This is a genomic window from Streptomyces cellostaticus, from assembly GCF_001513965.1.
GTDB lineage: Bacteria > Actinomycetota > Actinomycetes > Streptomycetales > Streptomycetaceae > Streptomyces > Streptomyces cellostaticus.
In genome coordinates this window covers 637,466-652,884 of the sequence record NZ_KQ948016.1, presented here as the reverse complement: position 1 = coordinate 652,884, position 15,419 = coordinate 637,466, and the positions used below count along the sequence as shown (strand labels likewise).

The window sequence follows — 15,419 nt, the reverse complement described above, 5'->3', positions numbered from 1 at the left end:
TCAGCACTCCGAGGGGAGCCGCACCATGCGCGCAGCCGTACTGCACGAGATCGGCCAGGACAAGCTGGAGGTCCTCGAGGACATCGAGGCGGTGGGCTTTGGCCCCGGCAAGGTGAGGGTCCGGGTGCGGGCCGCCGGGCTGTGCCACTCGGACCTGTCCGCGATGAACGGGGTACTGCCGCAGCCGGCCCCGTTCGTGCCCGGCCACGAGGGTGCGGGCGAGATCCTCGAAGTCGGCGAGAACGTAGGCCACTTGAAGCCCGGCGACCGGGTGGTCGTCTGCTGGCTGCCCGCCTGCGGCGCCTGTCCCGCCTGCAAGCGCGGCCAGACCGAGCTGTGCCTGGCCGGGTTCATGAACGCGGGCACCCCCAACTTCAAGCGCCCCGGCGGTGACGTGTTCGGCTTCGCGGGCACCGGCACCTTCGCCGAGGAGGTCGTCGTGGACGCGGGCTGCGCGGTGCCCATCCCCGAGGACGTGCCGTTCGACATCGCCGCCCTCATCGGCTGCGGGGTGACGACGGGTCTCGGCGCCGCCCTCAACACCGCCGATGTGGAGGCCGGTTCGTCGGTCGCCGTCATCGGCTGCGGAGGCGTCGGCATCGCGGCCGTGCAGGGGGCCCGGCTGAAGGGCGCCGCCGAGATCGTCGCCGTCGACCCGGTCGCCTCCCGGCGCGAGTCCGCGCTCACCTTCGGCGCCACGAAGGCCGTCCCGCCGGAGGAGCTGGCCGACGCCAAGCAGCAGGTCACCGGCGGCGAGGGCTTCGACTACGTCTTCGAGGTCGTCGGCCGGTCGGCCACCGCCCGCACCGCGTACGAGAACACCCGGCGCGGCGGCACCCTCGTCGTGGTCGGCGCGGGCGCCATGGACGACTTCCTCCAGCTCAACATGTTCGAGCTGTTCTTCGACGAGAAGCGGATCCTGCCGTCCATGTACGGCGGCGGGGACGTCCTGCACTCCTACGAGCGCACCATCGCCCTGTGGCGGGCGGGCCGCGTCGACCTGGAGGGCCTGATCACCCACCGGGTGCCGCTGGCGGAGATCAACGAGGCACTGGACCAGATGCGTACCGGGACGGCCCTGCGTACGTGCATCGAGATCTGAGAGATCCGAGGACTTGACCGATGTCACTGCCACTTGAGGGGCTGTCCGCCGTCGTCACCGGTGCCGGGCGCGGTCTCGGCCGGGCCGAGGCCCTCGAACTCGCCCGGCTCGGCGCGGCCGTCGTCGTCAACGACTACGGGCAGAGCGGCCGCGACGGCTCCGGCGAGGCCTCGGCAGGCCCCGCCGAGGAGGTCGCCGCCGCGATACGCGACCTGGGCGGCCGGGCGGTCGCACACACCGGCGACGTCTCCGACCTCCGACAGGCCCGCGAACTGGCCGGCCTGGCCGTCGCCGAGTTCGGCAAGCTGGACATCCTCGTCAACAACGCAGGCATCCTGCGCGACCGCATGGTCTTCTCCATGACCGAGGACGAGTGGGACTCGGTGATCCGCGTCCACCTCAAGGGACACTTCAACACCACCCACTTCGCGGCCGCACACTGGCGCGAGCGGTCCAAGGCGGCCGGGGGACCGGTGTACGGGAGGATCGTGAACACTTCCTCGGAGGCGTTCCTCGCCGGTTCCGCCGGGCAGCCCAACTACGCGGCGGCGAAGGGCGGAATCGTCGGCCTGACCACCTCCACGGCGCTCGCCCTCGCCAAGTACGGCGTCACGGCCAACGCGATCTGCCCGCGGGCCCGGACCCGGATGACCGAGGACGTCTTCGCGGGCTTCCAGGAACCGGACGAGGGCCTGGACCCGCTCGCCCCCGAGCATGTGGCCCCGCTCGTCGGCTATCTGGCCTCGCCCGCGGCCGCCCGGGTCAACGGCCAGCTGCTCGTCGTCCACGGCGGCATGGTCGCGGTCGTCGAACGGCCACGGGTGCAGGCGAAGTTCGACAGCAAGCAGGAGACGTTCACCTACGACGAACTCGACGCGCTGCTCACCCCGCACTATGCGGACCGGCCGCCGGGGGAGACGTTCGCCGCCGCGGAAGTGCTGGGCCTCAAGCGCGGATGAAACGACAGAGGGGGTGCCCGTCGGACGACGGGCACCCCCTCTTCCTCGTACCGTCAGGCAGCCACCTCGGTCATCTCCCCAGCCGGCTTGCGGTGCCGGCCGTGCGGAGTCGTCTCACCCTCCTGGGCCGCGATCGGGCCCCGGTGCCGGCCGTGGCCGACAGCCTCCTGAGAGTCGGCAGACAGCTGCTCCGTCGTGCTGGTGTCGCTCATCGGAAGAATTCACCCCGTCGATATGATCTTTCGTACAGCCGGGCGAGTGTAACCGGCACACCACGGGCCGAATCCAGGCGCACACGCCAACCGCCACTAGTTCGTTACAAGTCGTCCGAGCGGGGCCTGCTGCAGCGGCACCGGACGGGCCGCCACCGGTTCCAGAGGGTCCGGTTGCGCCGCCTTCCGGGACACCTCGGGCGCACCGGCGGCGGTGCCGCCCCGGACCGGAACCTCCAGGCCCGCGTCCCCCGGTCCCCCCGTCTCCGCCCTGGGCGTCGTCAGCTCCGCCACGCCGCACGGGACCTCCCTCGTGGCGTACGGCAGCCGCAGCACCCCGTCCCGCGTCCACAGCCCGGCCCCGGTCAGCCACCCCTTGGGCGCGGGCAGATGACGTACCTGCCGCTCGGCCGGCCGCCAGATGCCGACCCAGCTGCCGAAGGGCCCGTCGATGCGCAGCGCCACCGCGCAGCTCTCCGGCATCAGCACCTGCCCCGGCTGGATCGCGAACGGCGTCACCGCGCAGTCCGGTACCCGCAGGCACTCCAGGAAGCGCACCGGCAGCGTGCTGCCCATGACCCCCCAGCCCAATCGTTCCTGCCCCGGGCAGGGCGCGTCCGAGGAGATCAGCAGCAGCCCGCTGTCCGGGTCGGCCAGCAGCAGCCGGTCGTTGCTGTCGTCCGCGATCTGCAGCAGCGGCGAGATCTCTCCGGCGCGCTCCAAGTCCACCACGACCGTCTTTGTGCGCCCGCCCAGTTCCCGGTCGAGCGCGAGCAGTCGCCCGGTGCGGTCCAGCCAGACCCCGCCCGAGCAGCGGCCCGGGACCTCGGCCAGCTGCTCGGGCCCGAAGGAACCGCCCGCCACCAGCCACACCGCCGTGGAGCGCGGACCGACGGCGAGGGCGTAGGCGCGCCTGCCGCACGGCGCCGGCGGCAGCAGCCCGAGCCGGGTGCCGGGCTCCGGGCACTCCACCGCGCCCAGCGGCAGCTCGCCGGTGCCGGGGCCGGTCGGGTACAGCAGCGAGAAGGCGTGCCGCCGTGCGACGAGCCGGTGGATCAGCACCCGCCCGTCCGCCATCGGCTGCACCCGGGTGCCGGGCTCCTCCGGCTGGTTGCCGGGCAGCGGCACCGCGTACGGCTCCGGGCCGTCCAGGGTCCAGCGCTCCGGGAACCAGGAGTCACCGCTCAGCGCGAGGCGGGCCGCGTACGCGCCGTCCGCCGTGATGGTGCACCCCGTCCCCGGCGCACCGCCGTCCGCACCGTTCCCGCCGACAGAGGGCGGTTCGATCGCACAGGCCGTCATCGTTCGGTCACCTCCGGCGACGAAGCTAGTTTTCGCACGCACAGGCGTGGGACCGGCGGACCCGGGCTTCACACGTACGTGTGGCGCAGAAGCGATTCGCCTGAGGGAACGGAGACGTATGTGCTGAGCGGGGCCACGAGTGAGCGCAGCGGTACAGCCCCGCAGAACAGCCAGGTAGCCTTTTCCCCGTGCCCCGTCTGTCTGAAGTCATCGCCGCGCTGGAGACCCTGTGGCCCGCCGAGCGGGCCGAGTCCTGGGACGCGGTCGGCACGGTCGTGGGCGACCCCGACCAGGACGTCACCCGGGTCCTCTTCGCCGTCGACCCGGTGCAGGACATCGTCGACGAGGCGGTGAAGCTGGGCGCCGACCTGCTCGTCACCCATCACCCCCTCTACCTGCGCGGGACGACCACGGTCGCGGCCTCCACCTTCAAGGGCCGGGTGGTGCACACGCTCATCAAGAACGACATCGCCCTGCACGTGGCCCACACCAACGCCGACACGGCCGACCCGGGCGTGAGCGACGCCCTCGCCGGTGCGCTCGACCTGCGTGTCGTACGACCCCTCGTGCCGGACCCGACCGACCCGGAAGGGCGCCGCGGGCTGGGCCGTATCTGCGAACTGGACCACCCCCTGACCCTCGGCGAGCTGGCCGCCCGGGCCGCCGAGCGGCTGCCCGCCACCGCGCAGGGCATCCGGGTGGCCGGCGACCCCGAGGCCGTCGTCCGCACGGTCGCCGTCAGCGGCGGCTCCGGCGACAGCCTCTTCGACCAGGTCCGCGCGGCCGGCGTCGACGCCTTCCTCACCGCCGACCTGCGCCACCACCCGGCCTCCGAGGCCGTGGCGCACAGTCCCCTCGCGCTGCTCGACGCGGCGCACTGGGCCACCGAGTGGCCCTGGTGCGAGCTGGCCGCAGCCCAGCTCGACGAGATCTCCGACCGTCATGGCTGGGACCTCAGGGTCCATGTCTCCAAGACGGTCACCGACCCCTGGACCGCCCACGCGGCGTCCTCCGTCACGACTAGTTAACCGGGAGCCCCCAACTGAACGCCGCGCCCGCCGACCAGATCCGACTCCTCGACGTCCAGGCCCTCGACGTCCGCCTGCAGCAGCTGGCGTACAAGCGGAGGTCGCTGCCCGAGCACGCCGAGATCGAGTCGCTGACCAAGGACCTGACGCAGCTGCGCGACCTCCTCGTGGCCGCGCAGACCGAGGAGAGCGACACCGCCCGCGAGCAGACCAAGGCCGAGCAGGACGTGGACCAGGTGCGCCAGCGCGCCGCCCGCGACCAGCAGCGCCTGGACTCCGGCGCGGTCACCTCGCCGAAGGACCTGTCCAACCTCCAGCACGAGATCGCCTCCCTCGCCAAGCGCCAGGGCGATCTGGAGGACGTCGTCCTGGAGGTCATGGAGCGCCGCGAGGCCGCGCAGGAGCGGGTGACCGAGCTGACCGAGCGGGTCGGGTCCGTGCAGTCGAAGATCGACGACGCGAGCGCCCGCCGGGACTCGGCCTTCGAGGAGATCGACGGCGAGGCCGCCTCGGTGACCAAGCAGCGCGAGGTCATCGCCGGCTCCGTCCCCGCGGACCTGCTCAAGCTGTACGACAAGCTGCGCGAGCAGCAGGGCGGCATCGGCGCGGCCAAGCTGTACGCGCGCACCTGCCAGGGCTGCCGCCAGGAGCTGGCGATCACCGAGCTGAGCGAGATCCGCGCGGCGGCGCCGGACACGGTGGTCCGCTGCGAGAACTGCCGCCGCATCCTGGTGCGTACGGCCGAGTCGGGTCTGTAAAGGAGCTGACGCGGTGCGGGAGTTCATCGTCGAGGCGGACGGCGGGTCGCGGGGCAACCCGGGGCCCGCGGGCTACGGGTCCGTGGTGAGCGACGCGGCGACGGGCGAGACCCTCGCCGAGGCCGCGGAGTACATCGGCATCGCCACGAACAACGTGGCCGAGTACCGGGGCCTGCTGGCGGGCCTGCGCACGGCGCACGCCCTCGACCCCGCCGCCCAGGTCCACGTCCGGATGGACTCCAAGCTGGCCGTCGAGCAGATGTCGGGCCGCTGGAAGATCAAGCACCCCGACCTGAAGCCGCTCGCCGCCGAGGCGAGCAGGGTCTTCCCGCCGGACCGGGTCACCTACGAGTGGATCCCCCGCGAACGCAACAAACACGCCGACCGCCTGGCGAACGAGGCGATGGACGCGGGCGCAAAGGGCGAACAGTGGTCGCCGTCCGCGTCCCGTGCAGCCGACATGGCTGCCGCAGCCGCCGCAGCTGCGGGCAGTCGTGCTGCGGGGGCGGCGCGGGCGAAGGGTGAAGCACCTGCCGCAGCTGCGGGCAGTCGTGCCGCTGGGGCGGCACGGATGGGCGCAGCGGCACCTCCCGGCGAGCAGCGCCCTACCACCCCCAGCGAGCAGCACCCTTCCAGCTCCAGCGGGGAATCCCGGTCCACCTCCAGCGAGCAGCGCCCCGGCTGGAGCGCCGCCCCCGACCTCGGCGCCCCCGCCACCTTCGTCCTCCTCCGCCACGGCGAAACCCCCCTCACCCCCCAGAAGCGCTTCTCCGGCAGCGGCGGCACCAACCCCTCCCTCTCCGACGCCGGCCGCGAGCAGGCCCGCCGAGTCGCGGAGGCGCTCGCCACGCGCGGCACGATCCAGGCGATCGTCGCCTCCCCGCTCGCCCGCACCCGCGAGACCGCCGGCTTCGTCGCCACCCGCCTCGGCCTCGACGTCACGATCGACGACGGACTGCGCGAAACGGACTTCGGCGCCTGGGAGGGCCTCACCTTCGGCGAGGTCCGAGAGCGCCACCCGGACGACCTGAACGCCTGGCTCGCCGACCCGGAGGCCCACCCCACCGGCGGCGGCGAGAGCTTCGCGGAGACCGCCACCCGCATGGAGGCCACCCGGGAGAAGCTGGTCGCGGCCTACGCCGGCCGTACCGTCCTGCTGGTCACCCACGTCACCCCGATCAAGACCCTCGTCCGGCTCGCCCTCGGCGCTCCGCCCGAGTCGCTGTTCCGCATGGAGCTCTCCGCCGCCTCCCTGTCGGCGGTGGCGTACTACGCGGACGGCAACGCGAGCGTGCGGCTGTTCAACGACACGTCCCACCTGCGTCCCTGAGCCCGGCGGCGGCCCGCGCCAGCTCCTCGACCCGGGCCCAGTCCCCGGCGGCCACCGCGTCCGCCGGGACCATCCAGCTTCCGCCCACGCAGCCGACGTTGGGCAGGGAGAGATACTCCGGCGCGCTCGCCGGCCCGATGCCGCCCGTCGGACAGAAGCGGGCCTGCGGCAGCGGACCGGCCAGCGACCTCAGATAGGCCGTACCGCCCGCCGCCTGCGCCGGGAAGAACTTCATCTCCCGCACCCCGCGCTCCAGCAGCGCGACGACCTCCGAGGTGGTCGACACCCCGGGCAGGAACGGCACCCCGGACCCGCGCATCGCGTCCAGCAGCGCGTCCGTCCACCCCGGACTGACCAGGAACCGCGCCCCGGCCGCCACGCACTCGCTCACCTGCTCCGGCGTGAGGACCGTGCCCGCCCCGACCACCGCGTCCGGCACCTCCCCGGCGATCGCCCGGATCACGTCCAGCGCGGCAGACGTCCGCAGCGTCACCTCGATCGCGGGCAGCCCGCCGGCCACCAGCGCCCGCGCCAGCGGCACGGCGTCGGAGGCGTCGGACACGACCACGACGGGCACGACGGGCGCGAGATCCAGCACGGAGGCAGCCGAAGAGGAGGGCAGCGGTGAGGTCATGCCCTCATCGTGCCCACGGGCAGCATCATGCGCAAAGGGCGTTGCACATGATGCAATGCGATCAACGGCCGCTCAGTGGATCTCCTCCACCAGCACGTCCAGCGCCCACGGCTTCCCCGCCTTCCCCGGCGCCTCCGCCTCCACCGCGTACCCGAGGTCCCGCAGCGCCGCCACCAGCTCGGCGGGGTCCTTCGGCGCGGTTCCGGCCGACAGCAGGCTCCGTACGATCCGGCCCTTCGTCGCCTTGTTGAAGTGGCTGACGACCTTCCGCGTCGGCGCGTGCAGCACCCGCACGGTCGCGGTCCGCCCGGCGACCTCGCCCTTCGGCTTCCAGGCCGCCGCGTAGGCGGCCGAGCGCAGGTCCAGCACCAGTCCGCCGCCGGCCGCCTCCGGCAGCGCCTCGGCCATCGGCGCCCGCCAGTGCCCGGCCAGCGCGCCGAGGCCCGGCAGCTTCACGCCCATCGAACAGCGGTAGGAGGGGATACGGTCCGTCACCCGCACCGCGCCCCACAGCCCCGAGAAGACCAGCAGCGAGCGCGCCGCCCGCTTCTTCGCGGCCGCGTCCAGCGAGGCCAGGTCCAGGGCGTCGTACAGGACACCGGTGTAGATCTCCCCGGCGGGGCGGGCCCCGGCCGTGCGCAGCCCGGCGTTCTTCGCGACCTCGCCGCGCAGCCCCTCGCTCAGCCCGAGCACCTCGCGCGCCTTCTCCTCGTCGCCGGTGCACAGCTCCACCAGTTCCCCGAGCACGGCCTCCCGCGCACCGGCCAGCCCCGGCAGGGACAGCGCCTCCGGCTTCAGCGGGGCGCCACGGCCCGAGGACGCCTTGCCTTCCGAGGGCGGCAGCAGGACAAGCACGGGTACTCCTTCGTCTAGAGCTCTGCGCCAGCGTACGGGGTGCTGCTCACGCGCCTTCGCCCTACGCTCGACACATGCCCCGCCGCAAGATCCGCGTGACCGGCGCTCCCAAGGCCCCCCTCGGGGCCGCCCTCGCCGCGCTCCGCGCCGAACTCGGCGTACCGGAGGCCTTTCCGGCCGAGGTCCAGGAGGAGGCGGAGCGGTCGGCGAAGGCGCCCGCCCTGCCGTCGTACGACGCCACGGACCTCCCCTTCTTCACCGTCGACCCGGCCGCCTCCACCGACCTCGACCAGGCGATGCACCTGTCCCGGCAGGGCGCCGGCTACCGGGTCCGGTACGCCATCGCCGACGTCGCCGCCTTCGTCGCACCCGGCGGGGCCCTGGACGCGGAGACGCACCGGCGGGTGAACACCCTCTACTTCCCCGACCAGAGGGTCCCGCTGCATCCCACCGTGCTCAGCGAGGGCGCCGCGAGCCTGCTGCCCGGCCGGTCGCGGCCGGCCGTGCTGTGGACCCTCGACCTGGACGCGGAGGGCCGTACCGTCGCCGTCGACGTGCGCCGGGCCCTGGTCCGCAGCCGGGCGAAGCTCGACTACGCGGGCGTGCAGCGGCAGATCGACGGCGGGACGGCCGAGGAGCCGGTGGCGCTGCTGAAGGAGATCGGCCTGGCCCGGGAGCGCCTTGAGGTCGAACGCGGCGGCATTTCCCTCGACGTCCCCGAGCAGGAGATCACCGAGCGGGGCCACAGCTACGAGCTGGCCTACCGCGCCCCGCTGCCCGCCGACGGCTGGAACGCCCAGCTCTCCCTGCTCACCGGGATGGCCGCCGCCGACCTGATGCTGGTCACCGGCACCGGCATCCTGCGCACCCTCCCGGCCGCCCCCGACGGCGCCGTGGCCCGACTGCGCCGCACCGCGGTCGCCCTCCACATCGACTGGCCGCACCACGTGTCGTACGCGGCACTGATCCGCACCCTCGACCCGCACGACCCCCACCACGCGGCCTTCCTCCAGGAGTGCACGACCCTGCTGCGCGGCGCGGGCTACACGGTCTTCCGGGACGGGAAGCTGCCCGCGATCACCACGCACGCCGCCGTCGCCGTCCCCTACACCCACTGCACGGCCCCCCTGCGCCGCCTGGCCGACCGCTACTCCGCCGAACTCTGCCTCGCGGCCGCCGCCGGCCACACCCCGCCCGACTGGGTGCTCACCGCGCTCGACGCCCTGCCCCGGCAGATGGCCGACGGCAGCCGCCGCGCGGCCACGGTCGAGCGGGAGTGCGTCGACCTCGTCGAGGCGGCCCTCCTCAAGGACCGCGTCGGAGACGTCTTCGACGCCTGCGTGGTGGACCTCTCGGACCGTCAACCGGCAGTCGGCACCGTGCAGTTGGCGTCCCCGGCCGTCATCGGCCGGATCGAGGGCGAGCACCTGCCACTCGGACAGCGCCTGCGCGTCCGCCTCACCCGAGCGGATCCGGGAACGGCAAAGGTCCTGTTCGTGCCCGCGTGAGAGCCCCCACGAGCCCGTCGGCGTCGTCGGCGTGCAGCCGTCGCGGCAAGGTCAAGCGCGGGACGCAGGCCTCCCGAACCAGCGCTCCAGGGAGTCGGTCAGCGCGTCCCGGGTGTTCCCGTCGCCCGCGGCCCACGCCACGAAGCCGTCGGGCCGCAGCAACAGCCCTGTCAGGTCGGCTCGTTCGGGGCAGGTGGCCGTGAGGATGTCCAGGCGGTCGCCGTACCCCTCGGCGCGGGCGCGCAGCTCGGGGTCGTCCGCGAGGTCGAGGAGGAGGGCCCGGCCGGTGTGCAGGTGGTCGCCGAGCCGGGTGCCGTCGGCCAGTTCCAGGTCGGGGGCGCTGTGGCCGGTCAGCGGGTGGTCGCCGGGCAGGTCGTAGCGCTGCCAGACGCCGGAGATCTGCGTGACCAGGTAGGTGGTGCCGGGGGTGGTCAGGGCGAGGTCGGTCACCACCCGGCGCAGGGCGCGGGCGTGCCGGTCGGGGCGCATCAGCGCGATCTGTGCGCGGGTCCAGTCGAGCACCCAGGCGCCGATCGGGTGCCGTTCGGCGGTGTAGCTGTCCAGCAGGGACTCCGGTGCCCGGCCGCGCACCACGGCGGCGAGCTTCCAGCCCAGGTTCATCGCGTCCCCGATGCCGAGGTTGAGCCCCTGCCCGCCGAACGGCGAGTGCACGTGCGCCGCGTCGCCCGCGAGCAGGACGCGGCCCTTGCGGTATTCGGTGGCCTGGCGGGCGTTGTCGGTGAACCGGGTCGCCGAGAGCACCTTCGTGATGGTCACCTCCGGCACGCCCGACACCCGGCGCAGGCTCGCCTGGAGTTCCTCGGCGGTGACGGGTGCCGAGCGCTCGCCCGGGGGCCCGTCGAACTCCACGCTGAGGACGCGGCCCGGGAAGGGCCCGTGGACGTACGTCCCGACGTCGGTGGTGTTCCAGCCCGCGCCCAGCCGCTCGGATCCGGTCAGCTCCACGACCGCCTGGTAGCCGGTGATCTCCGGGGCCGTACCCGGGAAGTCGAACCCGGCGAGCTTGCGGACGGTGCTGCGGCCGCCGTCGCAGCCCACCAGCCAGCCGGCCCGGATCTCCTCGGGGCCACTCAGGTGTACGGTCACCCCGTCCTCGTCCGCCTCGAAGCCGGTCAGTTCCACGCCTCGGCGCACCTCGACGCCCAGCTCTGCGGCCCGCGCGGCCAGGATCCGCTCCAGCTCGGCCTGCGGCACGCCGAGCCCGGCCTCGGCGGCCGGGCCGACGTCCGCCCAGGCGGGGTCGGAGCCGTCGAACAGGGCGGGGTCCATCATGATTCCGGCGAAGTGCCCGGCGAACTTGGGCGGGATCGTGGGCTGCTTCCCGAAGGCGCGCATGCGCTCCCGGGCCGCCTCCCACACCGCCGCCATCGCGGGCAGCAGTCCCCGCCGGTAGAAGGCGACCGCGCTCGGGATGTTGACCGCGCCCGCCTTGATCGTCTCGTCCACCGCGGTCAGCCGCTCCACGACCAGCACCCGGGCCCCGCCGAGCGCCAGCTCGCAGCCGAGGAACAGCCCCACCGGCCCGGCGCCGGCCACCATCACGTCGTAATCCGTCGCCCCGTTTTCGTTCGCCGTCACGGACTTCGTGGGCTTCTTTGTCGTCATGCGCTTCACTGTAGTCACTAAAAGTTTAGAGCGGCTATAGTTTTTCTATGAGCAAGGGGCCAGAGCCTTCCCTGCGGGAGCGCAAGAAGCGGGAGACGCGGCAGCGGATCTCGAACATCGCGACGCTGCTGTTCGCGGAGCGGGGCTTCGATGCGGTGACCGTCGCCGAAGTCGCCCGGGTTGCGGGCGTCTCCGCCATGACGGTCTTCAACTACTTCCCGCGCAAGGAGGACCTGTTCCTCGACCGCATTCCCGAGGCGGCCGAACTGTTCGCCGAGGCGGTGCGCGGCCGCGCCCCCGGGGAGTCTCCGCTCGCCGCCTTGCGTCGCCTCGCGCTCCAACTGCTCGACCAGGGCCACCCGTTGAGCGGGGTGGGGGAGAGGTTCGTGTACTTCTGGCGGGTCGTCATCGACTCGCCGGCCCTGCGTGCCCGCGCCCGCGAAGGCCTTGAGGAGGTCGAGTCCGCCCTGGTGGCCGCCCTTGCCGAGGCCGGTGCGGCCGACCCGCACCTCCTGGCGGCCCTGACGGTCGCCGCGTACCGCACGGTCTACGTCACGTCGGCGCGCCGGCTGATGGCGGGGGACCCGGTGGAGGAGGTCGCGGAGGATCACCGAGCGCGCCTGAAGAGCGCGTTCGCGGCGCTGGAGCGGATGGCCCCGCAATAGTCGCCCTCTTGACGGCTAACGCCGTTAGCCATACCGTCATGGCTAACGGCGTTAGCCAGATCGGTCTGGCTCCGGACGTCGTACGACCCTGGAGGCAGCCATGACCGGTACGACCGCCGGCGCCACCCACCCCCGTTCCACGCTCACCGTCCTGCGCCGCACCGCCTGGCTCGCGGCCGCCCTGTTCTGGTCCGCCTTCGCGGTCCTGGAAGCCGTGAACCACGGCTGGGCCGCCGGCACCCTCGCGCTCGCCTTCCTGGTCCTGCCCGACCTGACCTTCCTCGTCGCCCTGGACGAGGCGCCCCGCATGGCGAAGGGGCAGCTGGCACCGCGCGCGGTGCCGTACTACAACGGGATGCACCGCGCGCTGGTCCCGCTGGCGCTGCTGGCCCTCTACACGGTCACGCCCTTCACCTGGGCTCCGGCCTTCGCGGCCCTGTGCGGCTGGCTCGCCCACATCTCGTACGATCGCGCCTTCGGATACGGACTGCGGACGAAGGAGGGCTTCCAGCGTGGCTGAGCATCTGACGCCGAGGGCACAGGAGATCGCCGCGGCCGCCCGCGCCCTCCTGGAGGAGTCCGGGCCCGCCGCCCTCACCATGCGCACCCTCGCCGACCGCCTCGGCATCAAGGCCCCCTCCCTCTACAAGCACTTCCCCGACAAGCACGCCGTCGAGGTCGAGCTGACCGCACAGCTGCTCGCCGAGACGGCCGAGGTCCTGGAGGCCGCCGAGGCCCGCGCCCCCGGCTCACCGGAAGCACTCGCCGAGGCCTACCGCGCCTACGCCCTCGCCCACCCCCACCTGTACTGCCTGGCCACCGAACGCCCCCTGCCGCGCGCCGGACTCCCCGCCGGCCTGGAGGACCGGGCCGCCCTGCCGCTGCTGCGGACCTGCGCAGGCGACCTGGACCTGGCCCGGGCCGTCTGGGCCTTCGCCCACGGCATGGTGATCCTGGAGATCCACGGCAGATTTCCGGCCGACGCCGACCTGGACGCGGCATGGAAGCGGGGCCTGAAGGCGTTGCACGCTTAGCAGCGAGTACGGCAAGGGGGTCTTCGATGGCGGAACAGGCGCTGTGGACGAGAGCGCGACTGGGCCGTTGCGGCCCCCCGCTCGACCTGCTGACCGCGAACTTCCACCGGCACACCTACGCCCCGCACGCCCACGACGAATACACCGTCGGCGTCTGCGTGGGCGGCTCCGAGGTGATCGACTACCGGGGCGGCCACATCCGCACCGGCCCCGGCACGATCGTCGTCCTCGAACCCGGCGAGATGCACACCGGCGGACCGGGCACCCCCACCGGCGGCTACGCCTACCGCGCCCTGTACGCCGAGCCGTCCCTGCTGGCCGACGGCACCCTCGGCGGCCGCCCGCACTTCCGCGAACCCCTCCTGGACGACCCCGAACTGGCCACCGCACTGCGGGTGACCCACGCCGAACTCAGCGTCTGCCCCGACCCGCTGGAGGCCGAATCCCGCCTCCCCTGGCTGCTCACGGCCCTGGCCTGCCGCCACTCCACGGCGAGACCGGTCCCGGGCCACATCCCCGGCGCCGCCGCCCTGGCCCTGACCGTCCGCGACCGCCTGGCCGACGAACTCGCCGCCCCGCCCTCCCTCGCCCTGCTCGCCGCCGACCTGGGCCTGTCCCGCTACCAGCTCCTGCGCGCCTTCCGTACGACGATGGGGATACCGCCGTACGCCTGGCTCGCCCAGTACCGGGTGACCCGGGCGCGCAGTCTGCTGGAGACCGGAATGCGCCCGGCCGAAGTGGCGGGCCTGGTGGGCTTCGCCGACCAGGCGCACCTGACCCGCTGGTTCCGCCGGGTGCTCGGGGTGACCCCGGCGGTGTACCGCAACAGCGTTCAAGACAGCTGAGGCCGTACGGCCGAAACTCGCCGTATGACTGCACGCGGCTGGTTCCTGTTCTCCCTGATGGGAGTGGTGTGGGGCATCCCCTATCTGATGATCAAGGTGGCGGTGGACGCGGTGTCCCCGCCCGTGGTGGTGTTCACGCGCTGCGCGCTCGGCGCGGCCCTCCTGCTCCCGTTCGCGCTGCGACAGGGCGGCCTCCTCGGCACCATCCGGATCCACTGGCGCCCCATGCTGGCTTTCGCGGTCCTGGAGATCATGGGCCCCTGGTTCACCCTCACCGACGCCGAACGGCACCTGTCCAGCTCGACGGCGGGCCTGCTGATAGCGGGCGTGCCGATCGTCGGAGTCCTCGTCTCCCGCTTCTTCGTCTCGCAGGACATGGAGCACCTGGGACGCCGCCGCATCGCGGGCCTGCTGCTGGGCCTCGCCGGCGTGACGGTACTGACCCTCCCGCACCTCACCGGCGGCGACACCCGCTCCCTGGCCGAGGTCCTGCTGACGGTCCTGGGCTACGCGACGGCCCCCCTGATAGCCGCGCGCCGCCTGAAGGACGTACCGTCCCTGCACCTGACGGCGGCCTGCCTGACCCTGGCGGCCCTGGTCTACGCCCCCGCGGCAGCCCTGACCCGTCCGTCCTCTCTCCCCTCCCCCTCGGTCCTGGCAGCCCTGGCGGGCCTGGGCGTGATCTGCACGGCGGTCGCCTTCGTGGCCTTCCTGGAGCTGATCAAGGAGGCGGGCCCGACGCGGGCGACGGTGATCACGTACGTCAACCCGGCGGTGGCGGTGGCGGCGGGCGCCCTGCTCCTGAACGAGCCGCTGACCGCCACGGTGCTGGCCGCCTTCGCCCTCATCCTGACGGGCTCGGTCTTCGCGACGGCCGCCGGTCCACGCCGGTCCACCCGCCCGGTACCATGGTCGACACGGCAGACGAGCCGGGCGGACGGCCGCGTGGAGTCCCCCTAGGGGGCTTCCCGAGGAACGTCCGGGCTCCACAGGGCAGGGTGGTGGCTAACGGCCACCCGGGGTGACCCGCGGGACAGTGCCACAGAAAACAGACCGCCGGGGACCTCGGTCCTCGGTAAGGGTGAAACGGTGGTGTAAGAGACCACCAGTGCCCAGGGTGACCTGGGCAGCTAGGTAAACCCCACCCGGAGCAAGGTCAAAAGGGAGCACCTCGGTGCTCCTGCGCGGACGTTCGAGGGCTGCCCGCCCGAGTCCGCGGGTAGACCGCACGAGGCCGGCGGCAACGCCGGCCCTAGATGGATGGCCGTCGCCCCGGGCTCCGCGAGGAACCCGGGGAACAGAACCCGGCGTACAGCCCGACTCGTCTGCCGTTCCCCGCTCACCGCGCTGCGTGTGCCGCCGCTGCCCTCGAACGGATGGTGCGCAGCGCCCGAACGGTGAACCGGCCCGAGGGTCCGTCCTCTGCGCAGGCCACGTGGGAACACCGCAGCACGCGCAGGTAGACGCCGATGTCAGCGAGTGTCAGGTGCGGGTCGGTGACTGGCTTGTGCCGGACGACGAAAGCCCAGTCTTCGGTCAGCTCGGCGGCATCGCTGACGTA

General features: G+C 73.1%; 15 protein-coding genes, 1 other RNA gene and 1 pseudogene. 12 read left to right on the top strand and 5 right to left on the bottom strand.

Going from position 1 to position 15,419, the window contains the following annotated elements; genetic code table 11:
• The first annotated feature begins 25 nt into the window (after positions 1 to 25).
• Together AQI88_RS06555 and AQI88_RS06550 are read left to right on the top strand one after the other, a co-directional pair.
• On the top strand, positions 26 to 1,102 hold the full coding sequence (locus tag AQI88_RS06555; protein WP_066993257.1) for a Zn-dependent alcohol dehydrogenase: 1,077 nt from the start codon (positions 26 to 28) through the stop codon (positions 1,100 to 1,102).
• Between the two features lie 20 nt (positions 1,103 to 1,122).
• On the top strand, positions 1,123 to 2,061 hold the full coding sequence (locus AQI88_RS06550) for a 3-oxoacyl-ACP reductase (protein WP_066993255.1): 939 nt from the start codon (positions 1,123 to 1,125) through the stop codon (positions 2,059 to 2,061).
• A 53-nt stretch (positions 2,062 to 2,114) separates the two neighbouring features.
• Here AQI88_RS06550 and AQI88_RS46535 read toward each other — a convergent pair whose 3' ends face one another.
• Complete coding sequence (locus AQI88_RS46535; protein WP_167357444.1) at positions 2,115 to 2,273, bottom strand: hypothetical protein; 159 nt, start codon at positions 2,271 to 2,273, stop codon at positions 2,115 to 2,117.
• Positions 2,274 to 2,369: 96 nt separating this feature from the next.
• On the bottom strand, positions 2,370 to 3,575 hold the full coding sequence (locus tag AQI88_RS06545; protein WP_066993253.1) for a hypothetical protein: 1,206 nt from the start codon (positions 3,573 to 3,575) through the stop codon (positions 2,370 to 2,372).
• Between the two features lie 188 nt (positions 3,576 to 3,763).
• On the opposite strand from AQI88_RS06545, the gene AQI88_RS06540 reads away from it, so the two are divergent.
• The 3 genes from AQI88_RS06540 to AQI88_RS06530 are packed head-to-tail and all read left to right on the top strand — an operon-like array spanning position 3,764 to position 6,691.
• Positions 3,764 to 4,603 (top strand): Nif3-like dinuclear metal center hexameric protein, encoded by an 840-nt coding sequence (locus tag AQI88_RS06540; protein WP_066993250.1) that lies wholly within the window; start codon positions 3,764 to 3,766, stop codon positions 4,601 to 4,603.
• 14 nt (positions 4,604 to 4,617) lie between these two features.
• Entirely contained in the window at positions 4,618 to 5,361 is a 744-nt protein-coding gene (locus AQI88_RS06535; protein WP_079057420.1) for a zinc ribbon domain-containing protein, read from the top strand.
• Between the two features lie 13 nt (positions 5,362 to 5,374).
• Positions 5,375 to 6,691: a bifunctional RNase H/acid phosphatase gene (locus AQI88_RS06530; protein ID WP_066993245.1), complete on the top strand. Its 1,317-nt coding sequence runs from the start codon at positions 5,375 to 5,377 to the stop codon at positions 6,689 to 6,691.
• On the opposite strand, the gene eda is transcribed toward AQI88_RS06530, so the two are convergent.
• Positions 6,663 to 7,325 carry a bifunctional 4-hydroxy-2-oxoglutarate aldolase/2-dehydro-3-deoxy-phosphogluconate aldolase gene (eda, locus tag AQI88_RS06525; RefSeq protein WP_066993243.1) on the bottom strand — a complete coding sequence of 221 codons (663 nt, stop codon included), beginning with the start codon at positions 7,323 to 7,325 and terminating at the stop codon, positions 6,663 to 6,665. The two genes, AQI88_RS06530 and eda, sit on opposite strands and share 29 nt — an antisense overlap.
• A gap of 72 nt (positions 7,326 to 7,397) precedes the next feature.
• Entirely contained in the window at positions 7,398 to 8,180 is a 783-nt protein-coding gene (gene yaaA / locus AQI88_RS06520; RefSeq protein WP_066993241.1) for a peroxide stress protein YaaA, read from the bottom strand.
• Between the two features lie 74 nt (positions 8,181 to 8,254).
• On the opposite strand from yaaA, the gene AQI88_RS06515 reads away from it, so the two are divergent.
• Positions 8,255 to 9,688, top strand: coding sequence for an RNB domain-containing ribonuclease (locus tag AQI88_RS06515; RefSeq protein WP_066993239.1), 1,434 nt, complete (start codon positions 8,255 to 8,257; stop codon positions 9,686 to 9,688).
• A gap of 51 nt (positions 9,689 to 9,739) precedes the next feature.
• Here AQI88_RS06515 and AQI88_RS06510 read toward each other — a convergent pair whose 3' ends face one another.
• A complete protein-coding gene (locus AQI88_RS06510; RefSeq protein ID WP_066993760.1) occupies positions 9,740 to 11,248 on the bottom strand; it encodes an FAD-dependent monooxygenase in 1,509 nt (502 codons plus the stop codon).
• Between the two features lie 113 nt (positions 11,249 to 11,361).
• Between AQI88_RS06510 and AQI88_RS06505 the strand changes: the two genes are divergently transcribed.
• The 6 genes and pseudogenes from AQI88_RS06505 to rnpB all read left to right on the top strand — a co-directional run bounded on the left by AQI88_RS06505 (position 11,362) and on the right by rnpB (position 15,186).
• Complete coding sequence (locus AQI88_RS06505) at positions 11,362 to 11,979, top strand: TetR/AcrR family transcriptional regulator (RefSeq protein WP_066993237.1); 618 nt, start codon at positions 11,362 to 11,364, stop codon at positions 11,977 to 11,979.
• A 100-nt stretch (positions 11,980 to 12,079) separates the two neighbouring features.
• The gene (locus AQI88_RS06500) at positions 12,080 to 12,499 is read left to right on the top strand and encodes a DUF4260 family protein (protein ID WP_079057419.1); all 420 of its coding nucleotides are present in this window, start codon (positions 12,080 to 12,082) and stop codon (positions 12,497 to 12,499) included.
• Positions 12,492 to 13,013, top strand: coding sequence for a TetR/AcrR family transcriptional regulator (locus AQI88_RS06495; RefSeq protein WP_398698688.1), 522 nt, complete (start codon positions 12,492 to 12,494; stop codon positions 13,011 to 13,013). Before AQI88_RS06500 ends, AQI88_RS06495 begins: the two co-directional genes overlap by 8 nt.
• Before the next feature lie 26 nt (positions 13,014 to 13,039).
• Positions 13,040 to 13,858 (top strand): AraC family transcriptional regulator, encoded by an 819-nt coding sequence (locus AQI88_RS06490; protein ID WP_066993235.1) that lies wholly within the window; start codon positions 13,040 to 13,042, stop codon positions 13,856 to 13,858.
• A 24-nt stretch (positions 13,859 to 13,882) separates the two neighbouring features.
• A pseudogene (locus AQI88_RS49015) lies at positions 13,883 to 14,668 on the top strand (DMT family transporter); the annotation flags it as partial.
• 115 nt (positions 14,669 to 14,783) lie between these two features.
• Positions 14,784 to 15,186, top strand: an RNA gene (gene rnpB, locus AQI88_RS06475) — RNase P RNA component class A.
• Positions 15,187 to 15,419: the final 233 nt, after the last annotated feature.